23 protein-coding genes are annotated in these 26,292 nt (G+C 44.6%); 6 read left to right on the forward strand and 17 right to left on the reverse strand.

The annotated features are described in order from the left end of the window. The first annotated feature begins 91 nt into the window (after positions 1–91). A complete protein-coding gene (locus tag G9G53_RS07680) occupies positions 92–1,318 on the forward strand; it encodes a glucose-1-phosphate adenylyltransferase (RefSeq protein WP_029517455.1) in 1,227 nt (408 codons plus the stop codon). A gap of 86 nt (positions 1,319–1,404) precedes the next feature. On the opposite strand, the gene G9G53_RS07685 is transcribed toward G9G53_RS07680, so the two are convergent. The 5 genes from G9G53_RS07685 to G9G53_RS07705 all read right to left on the reverse strand — a co-directional run bounded on the left by G9G53_RS07685 (position 1,405) and on the right by G9G53_RS07705 (position 6,822). Further along, positions 1,405–2,829, reverse strand: coding sequence for a sensor histidine kinase (locus G9G53_RS07685; RefSeq protein WP_029517454.1), 1,425 nt, complete (start codon positions 2,827–2,829; stop codon positions 1,405–1,407). Further along, entirely contained in the window at positions 2,826–3,524 is a 699-nt protein-coding gene (locus G9G53_RS07690) for a response regulator transcription factor (RefSeq protein ID WP_007432526.1), read from the reverse strand. The genes G9G53_RS07685 and G9G53_RS07690 overlap by 4 nt, the downstream gene beginning before the upstream one ends. A gap of 1 nt (position 3,525) precedes the next feature. Next, entirely contained in the window at positions 3,526–4,860 is a 1,335-nt protein-coding gene (locus tag G9G53_RS07695) for a hypothetical protein (RefSeq protein WP_165146605.1), read from the reverse strand. Next, positions 4,857–5,582, reverse strand: a complete 726-nt coding sequence (locus G9G53_RS07700; RefSeq protein WP_029517452.1) for a phosphonate ABC transporter ATP-binding protein — start codon at positions 5,580–5,582, stop codon at positions 4,857–4,859. Before G9G53_RS07700 ends, G9G53_RS07695 begins: the two co-directional genes overlap by 4 nt. A gap of 82 nt (positions 5,583–5,664) precedes the next feature. Continuing rightward, positions 5,665–6,822 carry an MFS transporter gene (locus tag G9G53_RS07705; RefSeq protein ID WP_069011733.1) on the reverse strand — a complete coding sequence of 386 codons (1,158 nt, stop codon included), beginning with the start codon at positions 6,820–6,822 and terminating at the stop codon, positions 5,665–5,667. A gap of 440 nt (positions 6,823–7,262) precedes the next feature. On the opposite strand from G9G53_RS07705, the gene G9G53_RS07710 reads away from it, so the two are divergent. Next, a complete protein-coding gene (locus tag G9G53_RS07710) occupies positions 7,263–8,180 on the forward strand; it encodes a hypothetical protein (protein ID WP_039273282.1) in 918 nt (305 codons plus the stop codon). 66 nt (positions 8,181–8,246) lie between these two features. Beyond that, complete coding sequence (locus G9G53_RS07715; protein WP_029517450.1) at positions 8,247–9,011, forward strand: HAD family hydrolase; 765 nt, start codon at positions 8,247–8,249, stop codon at positions 9,009–9,011. A gap of 31 nt (positions 9,012–9,042) precedes the next feature. On the opposite strand, the gene G9G53_RS07720 is transcribed toward G9G53_RS07715, so the two are convergent. The 8 genes from G9G53_RS07720 to pdhA form a co-directional block, all read right to left on the reverse strand. Further along, positions 9,043–11,367 (reverse strand): type IA DNA topoisomerase, encoded by a 2,325-nt coding sequence (locus G9G53_RS07720; RefSeq protein WP_165146608.1) that lies wholly within the window; start codon positions 11,365–11,367, stop codon positions 9,043–9,045. Between the two features lie 526 nt (positions 11,368–11,893). Beyond that, positions 11,894–13,381 carry a glutamate synthase subunit beta gene (locus tag G9G53_RS07725; protein WP_069011727.1) on the reverse strand — a complete coding sequence of 496 codons (1,488 nt, stop codon included), beginning with the start codon at positions 13,379–13,381 and terminating at the stop codon, positions 11,894–11,896. A 238-nt stretch (positions 13,382–13,619) separates the two neighbouring features. Next, a complete protein-coding gene (locus G9G53_RS07730) occupies positions 13,620–14,108 on the reverse strand; it encodes a dihydrofolate reductase (RefSeq protein WP_069011722.1) in 489 nt (162 codons plus the stop codon). A 17-nt stretch (positions 14,109–14,125) separates the two neighbouring features. Beyond that, complete coding sequence (thyA, locus tag G9G53_RS07735; RefSeq protein ID WP_069011721.1) at positions 14,126–14,920, reverse strand: thymidylate synthase; 795 nt, start codon at positions 14,918–14,920, stop codon at positions 14,126–14,128. A gap of 252 nt (positions 14,921–15,172) precedes the next feature. Continuing rightward, positions 15,173–16,594: a dihydrolipoyl dehydrogenase gene (gene lpdA / locus G9G53_RS07740; RefSeq protein WP_039271311.1), complete on the reverse strand. Its 1,422-nt coding sequence runs from the start codon at positions 16,592–16,594 to the stop codon at positions 15,173–15,175. A gap of 3 nt (positions 16,595–16,597) precedes the next feature. Next, positions 16,598–18,211: a 2-oxo acid dehydrogenase subunit E2 gene (locus G9G53_RS07745; protein ID WP_165146611.1), complete on the reverse strand. Its 1,614-nt coding sequence runs from the start codon at positions 18,209–18,211 to the stop codon at positions 16,598–16,600. Positions 18,212–18,245: 34 nt separating this feature from the next. Further along, positions 18,246–19,226, reverse strand: coding sequence for an alpha-ketoacid dehydrogenase subunit beta (locus tag G9G53_RS07750; RefSeq protein ID WP_013310510.1), 981 nt, complete (start codon positions 19,224–19,226; stop codon positions 18,246–18,248). Between the two features lie 100 nt (positions 19,227–19,326). Then, complete coding sequence (gene pdhA, locus G9G53_RS07755; RefSeq protein ID WP_029517443.1) at positions 19,327–20,394, reverse strand: pyruvate dehydrogenase (acetyl-transferring) E1 component subunit alpha; 1,068 nt, start codon at positions 20,392–20,394, stop codon at positions 19,327–19,329. A 255-nt stretch (positions 20,395–20,649) separates the two neighbouring features. On the opposite strand from pdhA, the gene G9G53_RS07760 reads away from it, so the two are divergent. Then, the gene (locus tag G9G53_RS07760; protein ID WP_025724149.1) at positions 20,650–21,384 is read left to right on the forward strand and encodes an alpha/beta hydrolase; all 735 of its coding nucleotides are present in this window, start codon (positions 20,650–20,652) and stop codon (positions 21,382–21,384) included. A gap of 143 nt (positions 21,385–21,527) precedes the next feature. On the opposite strand, the gene G9G53_RS07765 is transcribed toward G9G53_RS07760, so the two are convergent. Next, positions 21,528–21,992, reverse strand: a complete 465-nt coding sequence (locus tag G9G53_RS07765) for a low molecular weight protein-tyrosine-phosphatase (RefSeq protein WP_029517442.1) — start codon at positions 21,990–21,992, stop codon at positions 21,528–21,530. 148 nt (positions 21,993–22,140) lie between these two features. On the opposite strand from G9G53_RS07765, the gene G9G53_RS07770 reads away from it, so the two are divergent. Next, on the forward strand, positions 22,141–22,782 hold the full coding sequence (locus G9G53_RS07770) for a thiamine diphosphokinase (protein ID WP_029517441.1): 642 nt from the start codon (positions 22,141–22,143) through the stop codon (positions 22,780–22,782). A gap of 279 nt (positions 22,783–23,061) precedes the next feature. Then, positions 23,062–23,559 carry a C40 family peptidase gene (locus G9G53_RS07775; RefSeq protein ID WP_069011717.1) on the forward strand — a complete coding sequence of 166 codons (498 nt, stop codon included), beginning with the start codon at positions 23,062–23,064 and terminating at the stop codon, positions 23,557–23,559. Between the two features lie 72 nt (positions 23,560–23,631). Here G9G53_RS07775 and G9G53_RS07780 read toward each other — a convergent pair whose 3' ends face one another. The 3 genes from G9G53_RS07780 to G9G53_RS07790 form a co-directional block, all read right to left on the reverse strand. Further along, complete coding sequence (locus tag G9G53_RS07780; RefSeq protein ID WP_165146614.1) at positions 23,632–24,324, reverse strand: response regulator transcription factor; 693 nt, start codon at positions 24,322–24,324, stop codon at positions 23,632–23,634. Positions 24,325–24,466: 142 nt separating this feature from the next. Then, positions 24,467–25,528, reverse strand: coding sequence for a ThiF family adenylyltransferase (locus G9G53_RS07785; protein WP_165146617.1), 1,062 nt, complete (start codon positions 25,526–25,528; stop codon positions 24,467–24,469). Continuing rightward, positions 25,525–26,292, reverse strand: coding sequence for a thiazole synthase (locus G9G53_RS07790; RefSeq protein WP_165146620.1), 768 nt, complete (start codon positions 26,290–26,292; stop codon positions 25,525–25,527). The genes G9G53_RS07785 and G9G53_RS07790 overlap by 4 nt, the downstream gene beginning before the upstream one ends.

Below are 26,292 nucleotides of genomic sequence, written 5' to 3' on the forward strand. Positions count from 1 at the left end.
TTGGGGAATCTTATATACCTAATGGTTTCAAGAGTACCCCATACCGTTTATGTATGTACTACACTGACAACTAAACCGGGAGGGAAACGAAATGTTTAATAAAGAATGCATTGCCATGCTGCTGGCAGGCGGAGAGGGACGCCGTCTTGCTCCCCTTACTTCAACGATTGCAAAACCCGCCGTACCTTTTGGCGGTCATTACCGAATCATCGATTTTCCTCTCAGTAACTGCGTAAATTCAGACATTGATACTGTAGGTGTACTGACGCAATATGAGGCAGAATCCTTGCACGAACATATCGGGGATGGAACACCATGGGGTCTTACAAAAACAGATGACAAAGGAATTACCCTGCTTCCATCTTACAACACAGGTAACGCTGAATACTTAGGAACGGCAGATGCTATTCATAAGAATATTGAATATATTGACAGCCAAAATCCGGAGCATGTGCTTATTTTATCCGGTGATCATATCTACTATATGAATTATCGCGAAATGCTGAACCACCATAAGGAAAAAGGAGCTGCGGCTACCATTTCTGTCATGGAGGTACCTTGGGATGAAGCACACCGTTTTGGTGTTATGAGTGCGGATGAAGATCTACGTGTCACAGAATTTGCAGAGAAACCTGAGAAACCGGAAAGTAATTTGGCCTCTATGGGTATTTATCTTTTCAAATGGGATTACTTGAGAAACTACCTGTTAGAAGACGCACAGGATGCTCAATCCAGTCATGATTTTGGTAAAGATATCATACCTAAAATGTTAGCGGATCAAGAATCCTTGTACGTTTATGAATTCCAGGGCTATTGGAAGGACGTAGGTACCGTTAAAAGCCTGTGGGATTCACACATGGATTTGTTACACGAGAATTGTGCGATCGACCTTCAACGTAAGGATTGGCCGATGTATACACGTGAACGCCGCACAAGGTTGAGCGCACAAAAGGTACCTAACCGTCAAACGCAGCCATTGGGCAGCTTGTTGCATGATTCCTGTCAAGTAGAGGGCCGAATTGAACGCTCCGTTGTATTTAGTGGTGTCGAGGTAGGTAAAGGATCAGCCATCAAAGAAAGTATCGTTATGCCGGACACACGCATTGGACGTAACGTCCATATTGAACATGCGATTATCGGTGAAGGTGCTGTGATTCGCGATGGTGCTGTCATTAAAGGCAGTCCGGGCGAAATTATGGTCATCGGACCCAATGAAGTGGTATTTGGTAAAATGGCGGTACGGCCGCAAACTACACGTATGCTGAAAGAAGCTTACGAGCGCAATACACGCTTGCGTGCCGAAGGTTTTACTTCATAACGTTACCCCAAATCAAAAACAGCCAGCCCTCCCGATTTAAGAGGACTGGCTGTTTTTCTAATTGCACCTATAAGTAGGCTTTAAATCTATTCTTCAGTGAGTTGTGGTGGTTCCACGGATTGCTCTGCTTGCAGAGCAGGTAATGAAACCGTAATAGTGGTGCCAGCCCCCAGTTCACTTCTGATGAGCATCTGACCATGATGGCGCTCGACAAACTGTTGTGAGATTGCCAATCCCAGTCCAGTACCACCGTTTTGGTGGTCTACCTGGAAAAAGCGGTCTCTTACTCTGGCAAGATTTTCAGCACTAATTCCAATTCCTGTATCTTGTACGGATATCTCGATATTGCCATCAACCCGTTGAAGCGACAGAAAAATAATTGAGCTTTCATGCGAAAACTTGATAGCATTATCCACAATGTTCAAAAATACCTGTTTTAGACGGTTACCGTCTCCATGGACGAAATATGCCGCTTCTTCCGAATCAAGCTGAAGTTTTATTTGCTTCATTTCTGCTTTGGCCCATACGTTCAGCATAATTTCCTGCAAAAGCTCCCGAAGATCTACCGTTCCCATTACAAGCTTCATGGCATTTTGCTCCAGCTTGGAAAAATCGAGAATTTCCTCCACCAAGCCAATCAGCCGATCCGTCTCTTTAGAGATAATCTTCATCCCGATTTTCGTCTCTTCGGGGTCATAGCCGCCAGAATTTAACGTTTCACTCCAACCCTTAATAGATGTAAGCGGAGTACGCAATTCATGAGATATAGATGAAATAAAATCATCCTTGATTTGATTTGTTCTGACAATTTCCTGTGCCATATAGTTCAGTGTCGAAGCCAGTTCACCCAACTCATACCGATAATCGCCTTCAATGCGTGTATCAAACCTTCCCTGAGCCATCTGAGCAGATACATCGCGGATATTATTAATCGGTCTAACAATGGAATTCGCGAGCCCTGTACTGACCACAAATACAATAACCAGTACAGCTGCCATGATGCCAAGAGAAAACAGCGTAATCGTAAACAGCTTATCATTTACCAATTCCAGCGAGGTTGTATACCGAATAACGTACACCTGGTCTCCGACGATATTGTCCAGTTTTTGAGATACCGCCATCACCTGCTGCCCCGTGCTCGGTTGCTTTCCGATCCATTTGCCCGTATCCCCAGCTAATGCTTGTGTCACATCACTTGTTTGCACACTTAGATCTGCTGCAAAATTCGTTGAGTTATCAATTACATTTCCCTGTTCATCGAGCAACTGCAGTTCAGTAAAGGGCAGAGAAAATGTATTTAACAAATACGATTGCAAAGACTGTTCCGGCTCTTTAAATTTGGGTGCAAATTCACTTACCGATTCGATACGGCTTTCGATATGTTTGTAAATGGAATCGTAATAGTACGACCGGAGTGCAAACATAAAAATGACTTCTACTAACAGAAGCGCTAAGAACACTACGAAAAAATAGTGAAGCACAATCTGTCGGCGAATTCCCTTTTTGATCATTGAGACTGACCTTTCCATTTATATCCATGTCCCCAAACTGTTTGTAAAAAAGCCGGCTCGGATGGATTGTTTTCAATTTTCTGCCGAAGACGTCGGATATTCACATCTACAATTTTCGGATCGCCCATATACTCTTTGCCCCATACGTGATCAAGTAGAACATCTCGGCTGAGCGGCGTGTTCTCTTTTTCCAGAAAAAATTGAATCAGGGAAAACTCAGTCGGTGTCAGCTCAATCAGCTGCCCGTTCTTCTTAAATTGCTTAGCAATCAAATCTAGGGTGAACGGTCCAGACTGGAAGGACACTTTGGCTGCTGTTTCACGATGAACATTCACCCGACGCAATAACGATTGAATACGTGCAATCAGCTCCGTTGGGCTAAAAGGCTTGCTCACATGATCATCGGCCCCTACAGACAAGGCATAAACCTTATCCTGCTCCTGTACCTTCGCTGTGAGAAAGATAATGCCGATGCGCTCATTCGTCTCCCGGATTCTCCGACAGACTTCAAAACCATCCATACCGGGCACCATTACGTCAAGCAGTGCAATATCAATATCCCGCACCGTGTTCAAAATATTCAGAGCCTCATGCCCTTCCGACGCCTCCAGCACCTCAAAACCGTTACGTTTCAAATTAATGACGATAAAGCTGCGAATGGATTCCTCGTCTTCCATGATTAAAACTTTACTCACTCTACTCTACCTGCCTTTCCCCCAGCTTGTTTTTAATGGTTTTACGCGGTTCCAGCTCACTGGATCGCTTAATGCCAATGACCTGCGCATTCGTTCGCCACAGTTGGCTATACCCTTCGTTGTTTCGCTCCCATTGTGACAACGAGAAAAATTTAATTTCCGCTATCGTTTTGTCTGTATCATCCAAAATAAAGCGCAAATAGCTGTCCTTCTTCGAAACTTTCGGATCAATCGTCACCTTGCCATGCAGCTCTTTCGGTAATCTGAAGTAGACCTGTTCATTAGAATCACGATACTGCTGCTGCTTAAAAATCGTTCCTTTCGCCCCGTCCCACTGATAGAACGACACAAAATATGGAACCTCATCCAGCGGCTTGTTACTCCAACCTTTAGGCTTCTCCAAATTACCAAATTCCAGAATACCGTCACCATCCACATCACCACTGGCGATGGTCGCATCCTTGAAGGTGACATCCATAAGATTAAGCTTCCTAAGCTTGCCGTGATCCATCACAATAACATTGGAAACGGTAGTGGTCTGGGCAATTTTGGTGTCTATAATAACCCCCTGCCTACCCTCGGCTACCTTGCCAGCAACGACATTATAGACATCTAAGACCTGACTGTCCAAATCCAACGATCCGATTTCCTTAAAGGTTCCCCCACTGAATTGGAATGTTTTAACTGTAAAGAATTCATTACGTCGCAGCGTGATAATCGTCAAATCATTCAATTTATCCCCGTTTAAGTCCATCTTGTTATGCTTAAAATCATCTACGACGAAGTCCGTATAACCTGTAGCATATATTTTCTCCAGAGTTCCTCCGGTATAGGAATACACGATGAGTCCCTTCTGGTCCCCGCCATCGCCACTATCTCCGCTGGAAAAACCCGCTACAATATCGAGTGTTCCATCATTCGTTAAATCCACGAGCTTAAATGACTCCAGCACAGTGCCTTCCCCATCAAACGTCAGCTTCTTTACCCACGTTCCGCCCTGATCTTCAAACAAGGCACCATGTATTTTTACGCTCTCATCTGGCGTTTCATAAAAGAGCACTGCTTCGTCTGTGCCATCATTGTTCAAATCACCCGTTCGAATTGGCGTCGGGTCATCTGGATCATTCGGCCTTAAAGGCTGTACCGCCCCTAGTTGCGTATTCACTGCACCATTCAGTTCCTGCTTCTCGTCAGACATCGTCGGTGTCTCCATCAGCGAAATGGGATCGCTAATAACATTACAGCCGCTTAAAAATCCAGCAAGGAGCAGCAAGGAACAGCAGCCAGCCACCATTCTCAACAGCATTATTTTCACTTCTCTTGCCGTCCCCTTCACAATTTGTTCTTTTCCGCTTGTGTCAATCGTCTTCCCTGAATATCAAACACCAATTCACCATCATTCAACCCCCATATACGGGAAGCAAAGCGTTCAGCCATTTCCAACGGCAGTACAGTCATGATCGTCACCCGCTCGTCAGAACACAGCTTGCGAAAAGTCTCCAATACATGCGCTGCCGAAGCTGGATCAAGTCCATTTACAGGCTCATCCGCTAAAATAACTTTAGCTCCGTGCACGAGAGCACGCGCAGTCGCTACCCGCTGCCGCTCGCCACCGCTGAGCTTGTCGCATTTATCATGCGCCTTATCCAGCAGACCCAGATCCTCCAGTACGTCCATCGCTCCCATATAATCGTCGGAACGCACCATACCGGTCACCATTCTCCACATTGGAGTTTGACCGGATCTGCCAATGAGCACATTTTTAAGAGCGGTTCGATTCATATTTAGATGCGGGTTTTGCTCCAGGTATGCCCATTCCCGCTTTATTTTCATCTTTCCAGTCCAACCGGATTTCAGCACATCATTGCCACCTACAATTAAACTGCCTTCATCCCATGGCTCTTGTAAAGCAAGACAGCGAAGCAGCGTCGTTTTGCCGCTTCCACTTGGCCCCACTATGGCTATGAATTCGCCTTGATGAATTTCAGCATCAATTCCTCGAAGTAGCTGGGTCCGTTCAGGTCCCACTTGTTTGGTCAGCTTCCGAATTTTAATCATCTAAGTGATTCCCCTTTGCGCACCATCAATACTGTTTATATTTTATAGTAAATGTGAAACAAATACCATGCAAACCGCAGTTTTAAACCGCCGTTACTCTTTTTCTGGAAAACAAACCTAACAATCCGAAAACAATGTAACTACCACCAAGGACAAGAAACATGCTGCCTTGAGTTCCAAAGTCCAGCAACCCTCCGCTAATATTAGGTCCGATCACACTTCCCAGATTAAAATGAAAGGATGCCAGTACATTCGCGGCTGCTAAAAATGATTTGGGCAACAGATCAGCGGCGTAGGCCAAACCGAGAGAGAAAAAGGAGCCTACTAAACCACCTGCTAAGGTCAGCAATATCAAAGTGAACATAAAATGATTGCCGCTCCATGGTAGCAACATAAAGGTCATTCCCCCTGCTATGCCTACGCTCATTAGCACCTTTTTACGTCCCCAACGGTCACTCAATATCCCTAGCGGCAGCTGCAGAACTAACCCTCCCAAACTGACGAACGGCAGCAAGGCGGCGATTTCATCGGTATGAAAGCCAATACGCAGGCCATAGACTGGAAAGTTACTGTTCAGGCTCGCTTCCATATAGCCGTATAGAAATGCAGGCAAAAGAGCGTACCATGCCCAGCTGTAACTGCGACGAAATCTTTGAGTGGGACGCGCCTCGGACTCCAGCTTCTCTGGTCTGGAGTCCGGCAGCTTAATTAACACCAACAGCAAAACAAGCAAGCACAATAAGGCCAACGCAGCAAATGGAACCAGCATTCCATAATCAAGTAGCCATAATCCCAATGGTCCTAATGCAAAACCCAGACCATATGACATACCATAAAAGGAAATGTTGCGGCCTCGCTTCTCTGCTGGAGTCACCAGCAATATCCATAGCTGCGCAGAGTAGTGCAATGCACTGTCACCAATACCTACTAGCAGACGCAGTATGAACCATACTCGAATATCAGGGATTAGCGGAAACAGCAGCAGCGTAATGAGCACTAGCACAAGCCCACCGGCCATCAGCTTTTTAAACCCTAACCAGCCCAATGTCCGTTCTGCCACCAACGTCATTGCGAATGAACCAATATACAGAGCAGCCGCATTCATTCCATTTAGTGAAGATGAAACTCCCATTTGTTCCAACGAGATAGACAGAATAGGTAATAATAAACCTTGGCATAATCCGGCAACAATAATAACAGCAATTAAAATAAAATAATGAACCCGTAACGACGACGACATCCTAGCTCCTCCTGATCGAACAAATAAAATAATTAAAATCAATGTTAAGAAATGATTTGCATTTGATTCCATAATCAATAATAATTCTTATCACTATGTATTCCATGCCGTCCTGCAAAACCGGCAAATCACATATACAAATTCAGGTGTAATTAGTGTATTAAAGAATAGAAGAAAAAAATCGCCATCTGAGATGACGATTTTACGGAAAGAGCTTGTCTGGTATGTATCCGACTCCTTCGGTTAAGGAGCCTCGTATGTTCAATCCGAACCCATTCACGTCACAACGCACTATTTCATATTATAGTGGACAATCCCTGGCAGAACAAGCCATAATAAATAAGTGAGCAATCATTAAAATGCTCATGTTTTGCTTATGGACGGGCTTAATTACGTTCACCGCTCTGGGCTAGAAGACAGAATAGGAGGCATTGGGTTCCATGAGTTATCAAATTAAAATAGACACTTCTCCAATTTATGAATTGCTCGGCAGCTTCATGGCCTATGTGACTAAAAAGTGGGTTCAAGATATGGACTTGGGCCATGAATGGATCGACAAGGTAGATGCACGACTACAACATGAAGTTCGTACTGAGCTGGCTACAGCTCAGGATTGCCCTTTTAGCGATTATGACGCACTCTATGCTTGGGCGTTACTTCGTCCGGAATCAGATGAAATATCTGATTATATCTCTTATTTGGACCACGGTCCGGATAAAGATATGTTTGAGTTGCTCGTTCCGCATATCCCTTTTTTAACCTTTGAAGAATCTTTACGCATTCGTAAGGTATACGCACCACTCCTCAAATTGTGGGATCGTGATTATTTTCGGGCCCTGGAAGGCGAACTGCGTGTGTTGGCAGAAGAAGACGCTGCGGAAAAGCGCATGCTGCTGAGTAAAATGGAACCGGAAGCACTGGTTGAATATGCGACAGCTGGACTAGTCGTGCCACACATGGAAGACCTGGATACAGTAGTCCTATTTCCAGTTGTCCATAATCGCCCGATTAATTCATACTGTTTTTATACCCGCACACTGCTGATCCAGTATCCAGTAGATATCCCCGAGGAGAGCGAGGAAGAACCGCCTACGCTTCTGCTACGGCTCACTCGTGCGGTTAATGATCCGCAGCGGCTACGAATTCTGCGTTATGTAGCTCAAGGTCCTAAGTCTCTCGAAGATATGCGCCATGATTTGAGCCGTTTGGAAGATACACTCATGTCTGATATGATGATTTTACGAGTCGCTGGTCTGCTCCGAATTCACATCGGACGTTATCATAAGGAAAGATTCAGCATCCGTCCCGATGGCGCGGCTGATTTACAGGTATTTTTGGAATCCTATATTGGATTGTAATTTGAATTGTACTTTTAGTTATAACCGAAGCAACGTTAAAGCTTTGGCTTGGAAGGAGTATGCATCATGTCGTATCCGAAGCAGCACATTTTATTTGATCTTGATGACACCTTAGTCCACTGCAACAAGTATTTTGACCTGATCCTCAACCACTTTTTCGATTTGCTTCAGGAATGGTTTGCAACTCATAACCTAACGAAAAATACGATTCGTGAAAAACAAATCGAAATTGATGTGGCTGGAGTTCATCAAGTAGGCTTTGCCAGCGAGCATTTCCCACAATCTTTGATAGATACGTACCAATTTTTCTCGGAACAATTCGGACGCCGTCTCGATTCTCGGGAAGAGCAGGAGCTTCGCTCTCTTGGCCGAAGTGTGTACGAACAGGAAATCGAACCATATCCAGGCATGGTCGAAACGCTGAACTCCCTCCAAAAAGCAGGGCATTCCCTCCATCTGTATACTGGCGGTGAGCAGATCATTCAAGAAAGAAAGATTGAACAAATGAAACTGGCTACCTACTTTGATGACCGCATCTACATTCGCCAGCATAAAAATGTCGAAGCCCTAGAAGAAATCATCCAGATGAATCGCTTGGACCGAAGCATCACCTGGATGATCGGGAATTCTCTGCGCACTGATGTTTCTCCAGCCCTTGCCGCAGGTATTCATGCTGTATATCTCAAGCAGCCTAAGGAATGGATTTACAATATGGTTGAACTGCAAAAAAACGTGAACTCCGTGATGTATACGATACAGAAGCTAACGGAAGTACCACGGGTTATCCACGAAAGCATACAATTGCACCAACAAAAAAGGACCCTCGGATAGGGTCCTTTTTTGTATTGGTCTAAACCCTGTCTCAGGATTCCTCTCGAACGCTAAGTTGTCCTGTACCAGGTTCATTCAGAACAATTCGCGCTTTGACGGTCGATCCATCTTTACGCTTAAAAGACAACAATTGCGTCTGTCCCCTCGTCAACAAGGACTTGAGCATCGTTTCGGTAATCTGCTTTCCAGCATATTCCTTCCAGACGACAAAGCCACAACCCTGCTTGTAGTGGCTGCACCCATACCCTTTACGCCCTTCAATAATGCTTCCGCCGCAATTAGAGCGTGGACAGCTACCTAAAGCTTGCCTTTGGCTTCCTGAAATGCCTGAGGATCCGTCGGAAGAGCTGCGTGCTGGTGGTGCTGCTTGCTCTAGCGTTGCGCTTCCAGCGCTGCCACCGCGTCCTGATGTAGCACGCCCCACCCCTTTGGCGGCGGTGCGTCCGCTCGCACGCGCACTACTTGCGCCTTCTTTTCCAACCGCACGCTTCCCCCTTGCTTCCTCACCAAAGGCATTTGCCGGAGCCGGCGGCTGCTGCCTCACCTTATCAATGATGGACAACGTAAATCTTTTAACGTTCTCCATAAACTTCTCTTGAGCCGCCTCACCCTTGGAAATTTGATGTAGGCGACGTTCCCATTGACCTGTCATCTCCGGGGAGGCTAATAGATCAACCCCAGCATGACGGATCAGGTCAATAGCCATCTTTCCTTTTTCCGTAATAAGAATCTTTTTACCCTTCATTTCAATATAGCCAACCTTTTTCAATCGTTCAATTGTGGCGGCCCGCGTCGCAGGTGTGCCTAAACCGGCATCCTTCATGACCTCACGCAATTCCTCATTCTCCATCTGTTTACCCGCGCTTTCCATCGCCTTAAGCAATGTACCCTCCGTGTAGCTTTTAGGGGGCTGAGTTGCCTTTTCTTTCATCTCGGCGCGAACACAATCCACGGGACGCCCCGCATCAATCTCAAACTTCTTGTCCGTCCACTCGTCCGTTTCCTCTTCATCTTCTTTTTTCGGTGATTTGCTCTTTTTACCTTTATCCTGATCAACCTTACTTAAAACTACTTTCCACCCCAAGGAAAGAAGCTCTTTAATATTTGTTTTAAACAGATGCTTGTCCACCTGTGTCATTACGGTATGCATTTTGTATTCAGCAGGCGGAAAAAAATGCGACAAAAACCTGCGAATAACCAGGTCATATACATTTTGCTCTTCTTTGCTTAGTGTTCCTGGCCTTTTTAATGTCGGCAAAATAGCATGGTGATCCTCAACACGAGATGGATTGCAGACCGATTTATTCTGTTTATGAACCAAATTGGGGTTGGCTTGTTGGACCATATCAGCATAAGGACCTGTGCCCAGCATCCGTAGTGCCTTGTGCATGCCGTCTATATTTTGCTCTGTCACATAGTTAGAATTGGTACGCGGATAGGAAATGACCTTGTGGCGCTCATAAAGCGCTTGTGCCACATCCAGTGTTTTTTTGGCCGAATAACCGTACTTGGCATTCGCCTCGCGTTGAAGCAACGTTAAATCGTACAATTTAAAAGGATACTCTTTTGTCTGCTTGGTGTCATATTTGGTGATTTTACCTATTTTTCCGCGAACAGCCGCAGCGATTTCCTCAGCTTCCTCTGGCTTCGTCAGCCTATCCCCCTGCCACGCACCTTTGTACTTGATCTGATCTTGCTTAAATTCTGCCCACACGTCATAGAAGGTTTGAGACTGAAATGCCTCAATTTCTTTTTCCCGGTCATGAATCAGTGCCAGCACGGGAGTCTGCACCCGTCCTACCGACAGCAGTGTGTTATGTCGTGTTGTGAACGCTCTGGAAGCGTTCATGCCGATCAGCCAGTCCGCTTCACTTCGTGCCCGCGCAGCTTGAGTCAGAAATTCAAACTCCGAAGCATCTCGCAATCGTTCAAAGCCTGTCGCAATACTTTCCGCTGTCAAGTCTGAAATCCACAGTCGCTTAACTGGCTGACGCAACTTTAATTGCTGTTGGATCAACGCAAAAATATATTGCCCTTCCCGTCCAGCATCACAAGCATTTACGATGGCATCGCAGCGTTTGGCCAGTTCACCAATCATTTTCAGCTGATCTTTTGTTTTCGGATTCGGTACAATTTTGAACTGCTCAGGGATAATAGGAAGATCCTTAATGTTCCATCGCTTGTACTTAGCATCGTATGCATCCGGCTCAGCCAAACCCAGTAAATGCCCGATCGCCCAGGTTACAATGTATTTCTCCCCTTCCAAATAGGTACGGTTATTTTTAGCCCGCGGCTCCATAACAGCGGCAATCGTCCGTCCCATATCCGGTTTCTCAGCAATAATCAACGTCTTCATTCATACTCCATTCCTTCCTGACGGCCTTCTGTTTCTCCTCCATGAATCATACATATACATGGATATTAAAGAAAACACAGGTATCCCGGCCTCATGCAAAAGGAGCCTTCTCCCGACGAAAGCTCCTTTGTAAATTCATTTAGTCAAACGCTTCAACAATATACGTGTATTATACCATAGATACCATGGTTCTCTCAGGTCATGATTTTAAATAGTCAACGAAAGTTATGTATATGTTAATTTACATCACATATATATCAGATTTTATCAAATTTTCTTGTGAAATAATTCTTTTTTCTATAAAAAAGCTACACTAAACACTCTTTTTTATGTTATGATCAATTTAGATAAGAAATATATGGTGATACGATTAAATTTAAGTTATATTATATAACATATATTTCACAATGTTTCACAGCTCAATAATCATTTATTCATTTTTCGCTTCTGGGAGACTCAGCTTGAAATACAATAAAGCCCCATCCGAAGATGGAGCTTTGACTGATCCGTAACATAAAATTTATAATTACACCAAAACGGTAGCGCCCATGAGGTATTTATCAACTTCACGCGCAGCTTCTCGACCTTCATTAATAGCCCACACAACAAGACTTTGTCCGCGACGCATATCACCTGCAGCAAAAACCTTATCCACATTAGTAACATATTTTCCATAACGTGCTTTAACGTTGGAACGACGATCCGTCTCCAAGCCAATTTGCTCTACAATCGTTTGCTCAGGACCATCAAATCCAATGGCAATAAGAGCAATTTGTGCAGGGAATACGCGCTCCGTACCTGGAATCGGTTGATAGATTTTGCGCCCTGTTTCATCAACAATCCGTTGAATTTGAATGGTGTGCAGCTCTTTCAGATTACCGTTTTCATCACCTACAAATTTGGTCGTCATGATGGAGAACTCACGTGGATCTTCTCCGAACAACGCCTTAGCTTCTTCCTGTGCATAATCAAGAGAATACACGTTTGGAAATTGTGGCCAAGGATTGGCAATCGGGTCACGCTCCATAGGTGCTTTGGTATGTGTGCCAAATTGAGTGACACTCCGACAACCATGACGCAAAGAAGTAGCTACACAGTCCGAACCCGTATCACCGCCACCGATTACAATAACGTCCTTACCTTGGGAAGACAAATAGTTTCCATCTTCCAGATTGGAGTCCAAGTAACTTTTGATGGTACCATTCAGATAATCCATCGCATAATGAACACCCTTCAAATCGCTACCTTCAATGTTGAATTCTCTTGGCTTCGTAGAACCACCGCATAGAACAACAGCATCATATTCACCAATCAACTGATCGGTAGGGATATCTTTGCCGATTTCCGTATTGGTGATGAATTGAATACCTTCAGCCTCCAGCAAATCCACACGCCGCTGAACAACCTTTTTATCCAATTTCATGGACGGTATGCCATACATCAATAATCCACCCACACGATCTGCACGCTCATACACAGTCACGCTGTGCCCTGCTTTGTTAAGCTGAGCCGCTGCAGCCAAACCTGCCGGACCCGAACCGACAACAGCCACTCGTTTGCCTGTACGCTTTTCTGGCGGATTAGGGACAACCCAGCCTTCCTCAAAACCCTTTTCGATAATAGCTTCCTCAATGGTTTTAATTGTAACAGACTGTCCGATCAGTCCCACAGTACATGAACCCTCACATGGCGCAGGACAAACACGACCTGTGAATTCTGGGAAGTTATTCGTTTTGTGCAGCCGCTCTAGCGCTTCCTTCCACAAACCACGATATACGAGATTGTTCCATTCCGGAATGAGATTATGAACCGGGCAGCCTAAAGTTGCTCCCATGATATCCATCCCCGTATGACAATAAGGGGTTCCGCAGTCCATACAACGCGCCCCTTGGGTACGCAGCTCTTCCTCAGACATATGCTTATGGAATTCTTCCCAATCCTTTATACGCTCTGCCGGGTCCCGGTCTGTAGGAAGCTGTCGTGTGTATTCCATAAATCCAGTTGGTGTAGACATGTTACGTTCCCCCATCTCTTCGCTTATGAACCCCGATCATCCATTCAGAATTTAAGTCAAATTCGAATTTGTCTATTTGTATTATGAAAGGGTCTGTTCTCATTGAATTTGATTTATTGTATCACAATACAGCGTAAAAGTGATGAAAACTTATGCAACTTTCTGCATCAACAGCCAAAAGGATTTTTTATATGGTTTATTAATTTTTCAAATGAGTGGGGTCGGATATAGTCTATTCTTATTCGGTTCTCTCGTAAACAACAAAACGATACTCATAGGGATTTTTGTCATCCTTGATACCTGGGGTCTCACTAACTATATTCCAGCCGTTCCAATCCAGCTCAGGGAAGGTTGTATCGCCTTCAAAAACCTCCTCAATCCGAGTCACAATCAGCCGATCAGCATGTGGCCAAAACAGTGAATAAATCTCTGCTCCTCCGATGACCATTAACTCTTCCTGCTTTGCTAATTGGAGTCCTTCTTCCATTGAATGAATTACTTCCGCACCTTCCGTCTGATAGCGCAGATCTCGGGTCAAGACAACGTTACGCCGGTTTGGCAGGCTTTTTCCTCCAAAGGATTCCCACGTTTTGCGTCCCATGAGTACCGTTTTATTAATCGTCTGCTCTTTGAAAAAGGCCATGTCTCTAGGGAGGCGCCAGGGAAGTTTGTTATCTCGGCCGATCACACCATTTTGTGCCATAGCCCATATCATTGAAATGCCCATTTTCCCACCTCCTCTAATCAAATGGCGACAGGCGCCTTAATCCCTGGATGATATTCGTAATTTTCAAAAGCAAAATCGTCGTAGGTATAATCAAAAATCGAATCCGGCTTGCGCAGAATTTTCAACTGAGGCAACGGATAAGGATCACGTTCCAACTGTGTATGCACTTGTTGCATATGATTTGAATAAATATGCACATCGCCGCCTGACCAAATAAATTCGCCGGGCTCCAAACCGCACTGCTGTGCAACCATATGCGTTAGTAATGCATAACTTGCGATATTAAACGGCAACCCTAAAAAGGTATCCACAGAACGCATCGTTAGCATACAGGAAAGCTTCCCTCCAGCTACATAGAACTGAAATACAAAGTGACAAGGCGGCAACTTCATCGATTCGATTTCAGCCACATTCCAAGCACTGACAATGTGTCGACGTGAATCCGGATTTTTTTTAATAGCTTCAATGACATTCGCAATTTGGTCAATATGTTGTCCGTCTGTTGTTTCCCACGAGCGCCATTGCGACCCATATACAGGCCCCAGATTCCCCTGCTCGTCTGCCCACTCATCCCAAATGGTAACTCCGTTCTCCTTGAGATAAGAAATGTTGGTATCTCCCCGCAAAAACCATAACAGCTCATGAATAACGGATTTCAAATGTACTCTTTTGGTGGTCACCAAGGGGAAGCCCTTGGCCAGGTCAAAACGGAGTTGCCTTCCGAAAACAGATAGTGTACCTGTTCCTGTACGATCCTCTTTTTTTACTCCATTCTCTAAAATATCCTCCAGCAGTTCCAAATAGTTACGCACGTTATTCCTCTCCTTTGAGCATGAATAAAAACCTGGCATCGCCAGATTCTAATCTTTAAAATTCTTTTCTGCACCCATATCTATAGTTAGTTTATCATGTACGGTACTTCGTTGACCATGTACTGTGTGAATTTTCATGGTAGTCCTGAAAATCCTAAAGTTTGAAAAAAAAGAGACAAAGAGCGCAGATATAGCGCTCCTTGCCTCTCTTTGTCATGTATGAAAACGAGAACGAGATAATGAAAAATGGTATTAGCGACGTGGTGCCAATGCGTGGATCGGATGACCCAGCACGACTTCCGCTGCTTCCATAACGATCTCGCCCAGTGTAGGGTGAGCATGAATAGTCAAGGAGATATCTTCGAGTGTAGCACCCATTTCAATCGCCAGACCCAGCTCAGCAATAAGGTTGGAAGCTTCCAGACCTACGATTTGCGTACCCAGTACCAAACCTGTGTCAGCGTCAGCAACGATTTTCACAAAACCTTCAGCAGCGTTCAGGGAAACCGCACGACCGTTTGCTCCATAAGAGAACTTGCCAACTTTGACATTGTAGCCTTTTTCTTTGGCTTGTGACTCTGTGTAGCCTACGCTGGAGCATTCTGGATCCGTGAAAACGACAGCCGGCATACACTTGTAATCTACTACAGACGGCTCGCCTGCAATTGCTTCAGCAGCTACTTTACCTTCGTAAGAAGCTTTGTGCGCCAGAGCAAGACCAGCTACGATATCGCCGATTGCAAAGATGTGAGGAATGCTAGTACGTCCTTGGTGATCAACTTTCACCATTCCGCGCTCATCCAGTTCTAGGCCGATCAGATCCAGACCCAGTTCACCGTCTGTGTTTGGACGACGTCCAACAGTTACAAGCAGATAATCAGCAGTTACTTCTTTGCTTTCGCCGTTAACGGAGAATTTCACTGTTACGTCTTTATCTGTTTGCTCTGCACTTTCCGCTTTAGCGCCAGTGAAGATTTCGATGCCCGTTTTCTTCATGCTTTTCGCAACGATCGAAGTCATATCTTTGTCGAAACCAGGAAGCACTGTATCCATACCTTCAATAATCGTTACTTTGGAACCGAATTTCGAGTACATTTGTCCGAGCTCTGCACCAATGTATCCACCACCGATTACGATCAGGCTTTTCGGAATTTCAGGCAGGTTCAATGCTTCTGTAGAAGACAGAATGCGTCCACCAAAAGGGAATGGTTTCAGTTCGATTGGACGGGAACCTGTTGCGATAATTGCATTTTTAAAACGGTAACGTGGTGATTCATGTTCGTTGAATACACGCGCTTCGTTTTCGTTGATGAACATGCACTCGCCATTGAAAACTTCAACTTTGTTGCCTTTGAGCAAGCCACTTACGCCGCCTGTCATTTTCTTAACAACGCCGTTTTTGAATTCTTGTGTTTTAGCGAAGTCTACTTTTACATTTTCAGCCGAAATACCGAAAGACTCGCCATGTTTAGCCGCTTCGTATTGATGAGCTGCAGAGATCAAAGCTTTAGATGGAATACATCCACGGTTCAGACAGACACCGCCCAGCTCAGATTTGTCAACGATCAATACGCTTTGTCCTAATTGTGCGGCACGGATGGCAGCTACATAGCCGCCAGGACCCGCACCGATAACCAATGTGTCAATATCCAGAGAAGCGTCTCCTACTACCATTGATTACACCTCCATAACAAGCAACTCAGGGTTAGCGAGCAGCTGTTTGATATAGTTCATGAAGTTTTGAGCAGTTGCACCGTCAATAATACGGTGGTCAAAGCTCAGAGAAAGAGCCATTACTGGAGCGGCAACAATCTCACCGTTTTTCACGACTGCTTTTTCACTGATGCGTCCAGTACCCAAAATCGCAACTTCAGGGAAGTTAATGATTGGAGTAAAGAACATACCGCCTGCGGAACCGATGTTAGTGATGGAGATTGTGCTTCCTCTCATCTCATTTGCTGCCAATTTTCCATCACGACCGCGCACAGCCAGATCACGAATGGAATCAGCAATCATCCAGATACTCTTACGATCAGCATCTTTGATAACAGGAACGATCAAACCGTTGTCTGTATCTGTAGCGATACCGATGTTGTAGTATTTTTTGTAGACAATTTCGTTTGCTTCTTCGTCGATTGAGGCATTCAGAGCCGGGAATTGACGGGAAGCAGCAACCAAAGCTTTTACGATGAATGGCAGGTATGTTACTTTTGTGCCTTTCTTCTCAGCAATTGGTTTGATACGAGTACGGAAAGCAACCAGTTCAGTTACATCTACTTCATCCATAATCGTAACGTGCGGAGCCGTATAAGCCGATTTAACCATAGCATTGGAAATAGCCTTGCGGATACCTTTAAATGGTACGCGCTCTTCCTCAGCACGTGGATCTGCTGCTGGTGCGGATGCTGCTGCAGCTTTCGCTTCTTTCTTAGCAGGCTCTTGTGCTTTTGCAGCTTCTTTCGCTACTGGTGCAGCCGCTTGGCCTCCACCATTTTTGAAAGCTTCTACATCTTCTTTGGTGATTTTACCATTTTTGCCGGAGCCACTCACTTGAGCGATGTTTACACCTTGCTCACGAGCAAATTTGCGGACGCTAGGTGTAGCTAGTACATCTTTGTTAGAAGCAACAGGAGTTGCAGCTGGTTTAGTGTTAGCTCCGCCTTGTGCAGCATCCTGTTCTTGTTTAGCAGCAGCTGGTGCTTCTTCTTGTTCAGGAAGTTCACCCTCTGCAGCGATTACAGCTACGACTTGACCTACGTTAAAGATGTCGCCGTCTTTGGCAAATACCTCTTGTACTGTGCCATTGACCGGACAAGGAACTTCAACTACAGCCTTATCGTTTTGTACTTCCATGATGATATCTTCATCGGTTACTTTGTCGCCGGCCTTGATGTGCATCTTGATGATTTCACCTTCGTGAAGACCTTCACCCAGCTCTGGGAATTTATATTCAAATCTAGCTGTATCTGCAGCTCCGCTTTGTGCAGCAGCACTTGGCTCAGGGCTAGCAGCTGGTGCTTCTGGTGCATCTTCCTGTTCAGGAAGTTCACCTTCTGCATCAATTACAGCTACAACTTGACCTACGTTAAAGATGTCGCCGTCTTTGGCAAATACTTCTTGTACTGTACCATTAACCGGACAAGGAACTTCAACTACTGCCTTATCGTTTTGTACTTCCATGATGATATCTTCATCTGTTACTTTGTCGCCGGGCTTAATGTGCATCTTGATGATTTCGCCTTCGTGAAGACCTTCACCTAGCTCCGGGAATTTATATTCAAATTTAGCCACGTTTAAAACCTCCCAAATTTACGGTGTGCTTTAATTAAAATTCCAATACTTTATTAACCGCATCAATGATACGTGTTGGCGTTGGCAACCAAGTATCTTCAATTTGAGCAAAAGGATAAACGGTATCCGGACCTGCTACACGCAGAACGGGTGCTTCCAGATGCAGGATTGCTTTTTCGTTAATTTGTGCAATAACTTCAGCAGCTACACCGGAGCTCTTTTGCGCTTCTTGAACAACGATGGCACGATTGGTTTTTTGAATAGAAGCAACAACGGTATCAATGTCAATCGGGCTAATGGTACGCAAATCAATGATTTCTACTTTGATACCTTTTGTTTTTTCCAGCTCATCCGCAGCTTTAATCGAAGTGTGTACCATCATACCGTAAGTAATGATCGTCACATCGGAACCTTCGCGAACTACATTAGCTTTGCCCAGTTCAACTGTGTAATCATTCTCAGGAACTTCAGCGCGGAATGCATGATACAAGTTCAAATGCTCCATGAAAAACACAGGATCGTTGTCGCGAATAGACGCAATCATAAGACCTTTTGCATCATAAGGGTTGGATGGAACAACAACCTTGATACCAGGTGTTTGAGCCAGCAGACCTTCCAAGGAATCTGTATGCAGCTCGGCTGCCTTAACACCGCCACCAAAAGGTGTACGGAATACGATTGGAGAATTGTAACGTCCACCGGAACGGTAACGCATACGGGATGCTTGAATTGCCATTTGATCAAGCGCTTCAAAGATAAAGCCTACGAACTGGATTTCAGCTACAGGGCGGAAGCCTTGAATACCCAAACCGACAGCAAGACCCCCGATTGCGGATTCCGCCAGCGGAGTATCGAATACACGTTCTTCGCCAAATTCTTTTTGCAGACCTTCTGTAGCGCGGAATACGCCACCTACATGACCTACGTCTTCACCGAAAAGCAGGACGTTAGGGTCGCGTTTCAACTCTACGCGCAGTGCGTCACGAATCGCTTCTTTCATGTTCATTTGTGCCATTTGCTTCATTTCCTCCTTAAACATTGACAGATCAATTTCAGTTCAGGTCAATCGAAAAGCAGACCGGATCGGGTTACGGCCCGGTCTCTTTCAAGTTCAATTATTTAAAATCAGCTTTTTGTTCTTCCAAGTGCTTAGGCGTTGTTTCGAACATGCTATCGATCAGGCCAGGAATTGTCATTTTCTCTGTTTTCTCGGCTTTTTTGATCTCTTCGTTCACTTTTGCCTTAGCTTCTTCTTTTACGCGAGCTGTATCTTCTTCAGTCCAAAGGCCTTTTTTCTCAAGGTATTTCGCAAAGCGGGCAATTGGATCTTTCGCATTCCATTCGCCTTCTTCTTCTTTAGAACGATATTTTGTTGCATCATCAGAAAGGGAATGCGGACGGAAACGGTACGTTACGGCTTCAATCAAAGTAGCACCTTCACCATTACGTCCACGCTCTGCAGCTTCTTGAACGGCTTTAATAACTGCAAGCACGTCCATGCCGTCAATTTTCACGCCTTTAATACCAGCAGCTACTGCTTTATGAGCGATCGAAAGAGCAGCCGTTTGTTTTGAGAATGGAGTCGTGATCGCGTAACCATTGTTTTGCACAAAGAAAATAACTGGCAACTTGTATACACCAGCATAGTTCAGGCCTTCGTAGAAATCACCTTCGGAAGAACCGCCGTCACCTGTATATGTAATGGCGACTTGTTTTTGTTTTTTCAGCTTGTAACCCATAGCAATACCCATAGCATGCAAAATTTGCGCGCCAATGATGATTTGCGGCATCAGTACATTAACACCGTCCGGCACTTGGCCGCCGTGTTGATGACCACGGGAATACAAGAAAGCTTGGTATAATGGCAGGCCATGCCAAACGATTTGCGGAATATCGCGGTAGCCTGGAGCAATAAAGTCTTCTTTTTGGAGCGCATATTCGCTACCAACCATGGTTGCTTCTTGTCCGGATACCGGAGCATAGAAACCGAGACGCCCTTGACGGCCTAAGTTAACGGCACGGTCATCCCAAGTACGTGTAAATACCATTCGATACATAATTTCTTTCAATTGATCATCTGTGAGTTTAGGCAACATATCTTTATTGATAATTTCACCATCCGGAGAAAGTACGGACAGCGCCTCAACTTCCTCTGTGTAAACTTCATAAGGAACCTTGCTCATTTTCTTCACCTCAACAAAAAAATTTGAATATCAAGTTCCGCTGTTATAGGATTATTATACACCTGTTATATCGCTCGCGTCAAAGATTTAGTTATTTTTTTTGAGTTTGTCACATTTTTGTGTGTGTAACAGGGTATGTTTTTTACTGTAACAGCGTAGTACATGATTGAAATTTTAAACATCTATTGCAATCAGGGTAATCTTAACTTATTGTGATCCCGAATGCAAAATAATACCCAAGAAAGGTGACGAAAAATGACGGATTCTCGGTATTTAAAACGAACCATCCTTAAAGACGAAGTAGACAGCCGCTTTCTTGGCGAGACCAGAACTCTCCGGATTTATTTGCCGCCCGGCTATAATGAAATATTGAGCTACCCGGTCGTGTACTGTCAGGACGGAGAAGAATTTTTCAATTTTGGCCGCATTGCAACTCATGCCAACCGCCTCATTCTAGATGAGGGCGTCGAACCCTTCATTATTGTAGGTGTGGAAGTGAATACAAAAATTCGAACGCAGGAGTATGCTCCCTTTGGCAATCGTTTTGAGGCGTATACCGCCTGTTTTGCAGAAGAGATTATTCCCTATGTAGAGCAAAAGTATCCTATAAGAAAAGATGCAGCGTCCCGTATTTTGGCGGGGGATTCACTGGGAGGCAGTGTGTCTCTGCATTTGGCTTTGATGTATCCTCAGTTGTTCAACCGCATTATCAGCCTCTCAGGTGCTTACTATGAAGCTTCGCAGGAAATCATCGCCCGTGAGAAAGATCTGTCTCATTTGCGGGTGTGGATGACGGTTGGCCTTCAGGAAGATGCATTTGAGAGTGATACTGGCATTTACAACTTTGTAGAGCTTAACCGTCAATGCGCAGATTTGCTGCGCGAACGGAACGCTGAAGTTTCTTACCGTGAAAAGGATGGCAAACATTTGTGGGGCTTTTGGCAAAACGAGTTGCCTGACGCGCTAATGTATTTTTTGGATCGCGCCTGAGTAAATTCTCCAAGGTAACTAAAAGGGAATGGAGCATTTGACCTACTAGGTTATAAAGCTCCTTCTTCTTTTGCATGGTTTGGTTGCGCTTTCAAAAATGTATAACGAAAAACGGCAATGATTGCCGTCATCTGTCGTTCACATTATAGCTTTTCTTCTACGATCTTGTCCAGCAAGGCGTCGCAACCTGCGTCCATTAATCGATAGGTCTCTTCAAAATTCCCTGTAAAATATGGGTCGGGTACTTCTCTTAATTTTTCTTGAGGGAGCAAATCCATAAATTTTAGAATATCTGCCTCCGCTCCACCTGCAATCTTTCGCATGTTTCGTTCATTAGAGTCATCCATGCACACAATATAATCAAACGCGTCAAAATCACGGCCCGTTATTTGCCGCGCCTGTATGCCTTGTTCGCTGATTCCATGCAGTTTAAGTTGCTTTAGTGTTCCCTCATGCGGAGGATTTCCGATGTGCCAGTCGCCTGTCCCGGCCGAGTCTACCCCGATTTCTGCACCCAATCCCCGTTCCTGCGCTTTATGTCTCAGTATTGCCTCCCCCATCGGAGAGCGGCAAATATTGCCCAAACACACAAACAAAACGTTAATCATTTCGTTCTCCTTCCTATTACACGTTACACTTCCTTTTTTCTGTTTCATTGTAGCCATGTCCTCCAAAATTGTGCAAGCCATATTTAACGCGGTATACTTAAAAACGATGGTATATATAGGATCGTATCAGAAAGAAAGGATGTTGATTATGACAAAAAAACGAGCGATTGTATTTTCAGGTGGTCGTCTTAATGAAGAAGATTTACATCAAATACAGCCCGATGATTTTATTATAGGTGCAGATAAAGGTGCTCTTTTCCTGATCGAGCACGGTATCACACCACATATCTCTGTAGGAGATTTTGATTCAATCACACCAGAGGAAAAAGAAAAGGTAGAATCAGCAAGCCAACGTATGATTGCGTGCGATCCAGTACTTAAAGACTTAACAGATACTGAGCTTGCTTTAGAAATCGCTATGGACGAACAGGCAGATCAAGTACTGATGCTTGGTGTGACTGGCACCCGGATGGACCACACATTGGCTAATGTTCAAATATTGGTACGTGCAATGCAGCATCATATTAGCTGCGCTATTATGGACGCACATAATTATATTGAGCTCACCGGATCAACGCTTGAAATCCAACCTATGGGCTATACATATACATCGCTGCTTCCTATGACCGCCGAAGTAACTGGCATACAACTAGAAGGATTTATGTATCCGTTACATAATGCCACCCTCAAAATGGGACAATCACGTGCTGTCAGTAATAAGCTAACGGCTTCAAAAGGTACGATTTCCATCAAAAGCGGTCTGCTACTCGTTATTCAAAGCAAGGATTAATTATGACATTATTGTAACCATTATATAAATTGTTTTTCACTCAAAACCCTTGATGAACAAGGGTTTTTCCGTTTATAGAGATCAATGAATCGATATATTTTTTACAAATTGTAATTTTTAATCGTTTTTTAATAATCGCTGTGTAAGTCTTGTCCCTCAAGCATTTGAGCGTTCTTTTCCAACTATTAGGCGGCTTCAAAACTGTTATACTCAACGCTGTCAGTTAGTTAGCAACTCAGCAAAATATTGCACAAATCAATTTTTGGAGGTATTTACAACATGAATATGCAGAAAATCATAAAAAAGGTAATTATAGCAGGGGTCGCAGCCACGATCGGCTTTGGCACTTTTGCAATTGAGGGAACAAATACGGCACAAGCCGCCACTACGACTTCGGTAGGCCAAAAAGTAATTAACTACGGTGAAAAATATATGGGAACTCCTTATAAGTTTGGAGCTTCCACAAGCACTACACGTAATTTTGACTGTTCTTCTTTCATGAAGCACATATTCAAGAAATACGGAGTAAATTTGCCGCGTACTTCTGTTCAACAGTCTAAAGTTGGACATGCCGTATCCAAGTCCAATTTGAAAAAAGGCGACTTAGTTTTCTTTTCAAGCGGTAGTCGTGCTACAGGACGCAACATTACCCACGTAGCAGTCTATATGGGCGGGGGTAAAATTTTGCACACTTACGGCGGACCTGGCGTGACCATCTCCGATTTGAACTCTGGCAACTGGAAAAGAACATACATTAAAGCACGCCGCGTGCTGTAGTGCTGTAGCATGAAACTCATTTTGAAATATGCGAGCCGGGACGAAAAGTTCCGGCTTTTTTTATACCTAATACTATTCTGATACGGTAGGTGTTCTGAGTGAATAACCAATACCTCGTTCCGTACGGATCATTTTAAACTTATACCCCTTATCTACTTTAACCCTCAAATGTCTGATATAGACATCTACTACGTTCGTATCAACGATATAGTCATGTTTCCAAACATCCTTCAGAATTTGCTGCCTGCTACAAACTTGGTTAAGATGTATCGCCAGATGAAGCAAAAGATCGAATTCCTTCGGAGTTAATTCCAGCTTTTGTCCCCCTCTGCTCACCATTCTGCTTGCATTGTCTATATGTAAATCACCCGCCTCGATTGCCCTTTTCACATCACGTTCAATACCAAAAATCCGTAATAAATTAGCCACTCTAGCCTGAAGAACTCTAGGATAAAAGGGCAGAACGATCACATCATGTGCTCCTTGTTCAAAACAGGAAACAATATGGTCCTCCTCATCTGATGAAGTCATTGCTAATAGCGGGACATGAGGATGGTATTGCTGCAATATGCGAAGCAAGCCTTGCGAAACCGTCTGTTCATCTTCTATATTGAGCAGCAGCAAATCCACAGGATTATGGGCTACATAAGAGCTTGCATCCGTCGTATTGCTAACATGAACCACCTGATAACCTTCCTGCTCCAATGGACGAACAATTACGGGAGACGCTTCATTTACATCCACAAGCAAAATTAACGGGCTCACCTTTTCACCCACCTGGTTTGGACATAGCATTACATATTGGATACGAACAAGTTTGTGTTATAAGCCATTAAAGCATATTAATATTATTGTAACAAAAAAGCAGAAAATCATTCTCCAAAGAATGGCTTTCTACTTTTATGGTTTAACCCAAATAGCGATGATACAGACTTCTTGCTTTTGCCACGTCCTTTGTCCCATGGATCAGCGCTCTGCCATCTGCAAAAACAACCAAGCGATGCTCGCTTGTACTAAAGGAAACCAAAAACGGATTTCGCTCTACTTTTCCTTCTCCCAAAGAAGCAAATCTATCTGCCGTTTCTGCAAGATTCAGATGGATCGGGTTTGCTGGTCTAATTTGAACGGTATCCCTACCGCACAAAACATCTGTTTTCTGCCGATGAGAGGCCGACAAATAGGGATACGTCGGTTGACTGCCGCAAGAAGGACAGTTCTCCTTTTTAACGCTATCTACTGCTATCGCTACGTACTCATTTTTCCACAAATCAAACGAAAGTAACTTCCCTCTCAAATCTTCCGGATATCCGCCAAGAAGTTTGAAAGCTTCCGTAGTTTGGTTAGCCGTGACCATCTGTACAGCCTGCGGAATAATCCCGGCGGTATCACAGGTTTCCCCACCAAACGGTATAGTTCCCAGCAGACAGTGAAGACAAGGCGTTTGACCCGGTAAAATGGTGTAGGTTACACCATAGCTGCCTACACATCCCCCATAAATCCAAGGTATCCGATGCTTGAGTGCCATGTCGTTCATAAGAAGTCGGGTATCGAAATTATCGGTTGCATCCATCAAGAGATCTACCCCTTGGATCAACTCTTCCAGCTCTTCCACCCCAACATCCAGTACATGTGCATGTATAACCGTTTCCGAATTAATATCCTTTAATCTTCGCTGAGCAGCTACTACTTTGGGATATCTTTGCGCAGCATCACTTTCCTGAAAAAGCTGCTGGCGCTGCAAATTGCTCCATTCCACATAATCCCGGTCTACGAGGCTCACTGTACCTACACCCCCGCGAACGAGCGTTTCCGCAATACCTGTACCTAACGCTCCGGCACCTATGATTAGTACGTGGGAAGAGGCAAGCCGACGTTGTCCTGTCGGTCCAAAGGGCGCGAATCTTTCCTGTCTGGAATAACGGTCACTTGAATGTGTTCCTCCTGCACCGGATTTGTCAGTTACCTTCATGCCTGAACCATACCTTCTATCGGACTGCTTGCTGAAGCGTAACGTTTTACAGGAATCATCCCCGCCTCAAAACCATATCTTCCAGCACGAACAGCCAGTTTCATGGCCTCGGCCATTTTTACCGGGTCCTTCGCTCCTGATACGGCTGTATTCAACAAAACAGCATCTGCCCCTAACTGCATCGCCATTGCCGCGTCACCGGGTGAGCGAATACCCGCATCGACAATAACCGGAACCTCCGCCTGTTCAATAATTAGACCTAATGAAAACGGATTAAGCAAACCATGTCCTGTACCAATCGGTGAAGCTCCAGGCATAACGGCATGTACTCCAAGCTCTTGTAGCCTCTTTGCTAGAATCACATCGTCCGATATGTAGGGCAGCACGATAAAGCCTTCTTCTAACAGCTTTTCGCTAGCTTTCAACGTTTCAAATGGGTCCGGCAGCAGTGTCTTGCTATCCCCAATGACCTCCACTTTAATCATATCGCACAGGCCGGAGGCTTTTGCCAATTGGGCAATACGAATCGCCTCCTCTGCTGTTGTAGCCCCTGCTGTGTTGGGAAGAAGTGTATACCGGCTCAAATCCAGCATATCGAGAAAATGCTGCTTATCCCGTTCCTCCAAGTTCAATCTCCGTACAGCAAACGTCAATATTTCCGTCTCAGCAGCCTCTACTGCTTGGGATTGGATATCCAGATCAGAGAATTTTCCTGTTCCCAACAATAACCTCGAGGTAAAAGATGCTTTTCCAATGGTTAACAT

Source organism: Paenibacillus sp. EKM206P, from assembly GCF_011066155.1.
Classification (GTDB): domain Bacteria; phylum Bacillota; class Bacilli; order Paenibacillales; family Paenibacillaceae; genus Paenibacillus; species Paenibacillus polymyxa_D.

What these genes read in the sequence shown, in the direction of transcription:
- G9G53_RS07680 (WP_029517455.1), top strand. Translation starts at nt 92, where the DNA reads ATGTTTAATAAAGAATGCATTGCCATGCTGCTGGCAGGCGGAGAGGGA.
- G9G53_RS07685 (WP_029517454.1), bottom strand. Translation starts at nt 2,829, where the DNA reads ATGATCAAAAAGGGAATTCGCCGACAGATTGTGCTTCACTATTTTTTC.
- G9G53_RS07700 (WP_029517452.1), bottom strand. Translation starts at nt 5,582, where the DNA reads ATGATTAAAATTCGGAAGCTGACCAAACAAGTGGGACCTGAACGGACC.
- G9G53_RS07705 (WP_069011733.1), bottom strand. Translation starts at nt 6,822, where the DNA reads ATGTCGTCGTCGTTACGGGTTCATTATTTTATTTTAATTGCTGTTATT.
- G9G53_RS07710 (WP_039273282.1), top strand. Translation starts at nt 7,263, where the DNA reads ATGAGTTATCAAATTAAAATAGACACTTCTCCAATTTATGAATTGCTC.
- G9G53_RS07715 (WP_029517450.1), top strand. Translation starts at nt 8,247, where the DNA reads ATGTCGTATCCGAAGCAGCACATTTTATTTGATCTTGATGACACCTTA.
- G9G53_RS07720 (WP_165146608.1), bottom strand. Translation starts at nt 11,367, where the DNA reads ATGAAGACGTTGATTATTGCTGAGAAACCGGATATGGGACGGACGATT.
- G9G53_RS07725 (WP_069011727.1), bottom strand. Translation starts at nt 13,381, where the DNA reads ATGTCTACACCAACTGGATTTATGGAATACACACGACAGCTTCCTACA.
- G9G53_RS07730 (WP_069011722.1), bottom strand. Translation starts at nt 14,108, where the DNA reads ATGGGCATTTCAATGATATGGGCTATGGCACAAAATGGTGTGATCGGC.
- lpdA (WP_039271311.1), bottom strand. Translation starts at nt 16,594, where the DNA reads ATGGTAGTAGGAGACGCTTCTCTGGATATTGACACATTGGTTATCGGT.
- G9G53_RS07750 (WP_013310510.1), bottom strand. Translation starts at nt 19,226, where the DNA reads ATGGCACAAATGAACATGAAAGAAGCGATTCGTGACGCACTGCGCGTA.
- pdhA (WP_029517443.1), bottom strand. Translation starts at nt 20,394, where the DNA reads ATGAGCAAGGTTCCTTATGAAGTTTACACAGAGGAAGTTGAGGCGCTG.
- G9G53_RS07760 (WP_025724149.1), top strand. Translation starts at nt 20,650, where the DNA reads ATGACGGATTCTCGGTATTTAAAACGAACCATCCTTAAAGACGAAGTA.
- G9G53_RS07765 (WP_029517442.1), bottom strand. Translation starts at nt 21,992, where the DNA reads ATGATTAACGTTTTGTTTGTGTGTTTGGGCAATATTTGCCGCTCTCCG.
- G9G53_RS07770 (WP_029517441.1), top strand. Translation starts at nt 22,141, where the DNA reads ATGACAAAAAAACGAGCGATTGTATTTTCAGGTGGTCGTCTTAATGAA.
- G9G53_RS07775 (WP_069011717.1), top strand. Translation starts at nt 23,062, where the DNA reads ATGAATATGCAGAAAATCATAAAAAAGGTAATTATAGCAGGGGTCGCA.
- G9G53_RS07785 (WP_165146617.1), bottom strand. Translation starts at nt 25,528, where the DNA reads ATGAAGGTAACTGACAAATCCGGTGCAGGAGGAACACATTCAAGTGAC.
- G9G53_RS07790 (WP_165146620.1), bottom strand. Translation starts at nt 26,292, where the DNA reads ATGTTAACCATTGGAAAAGCATCTTTTACCTCGAGGTTATTGTTGGGA.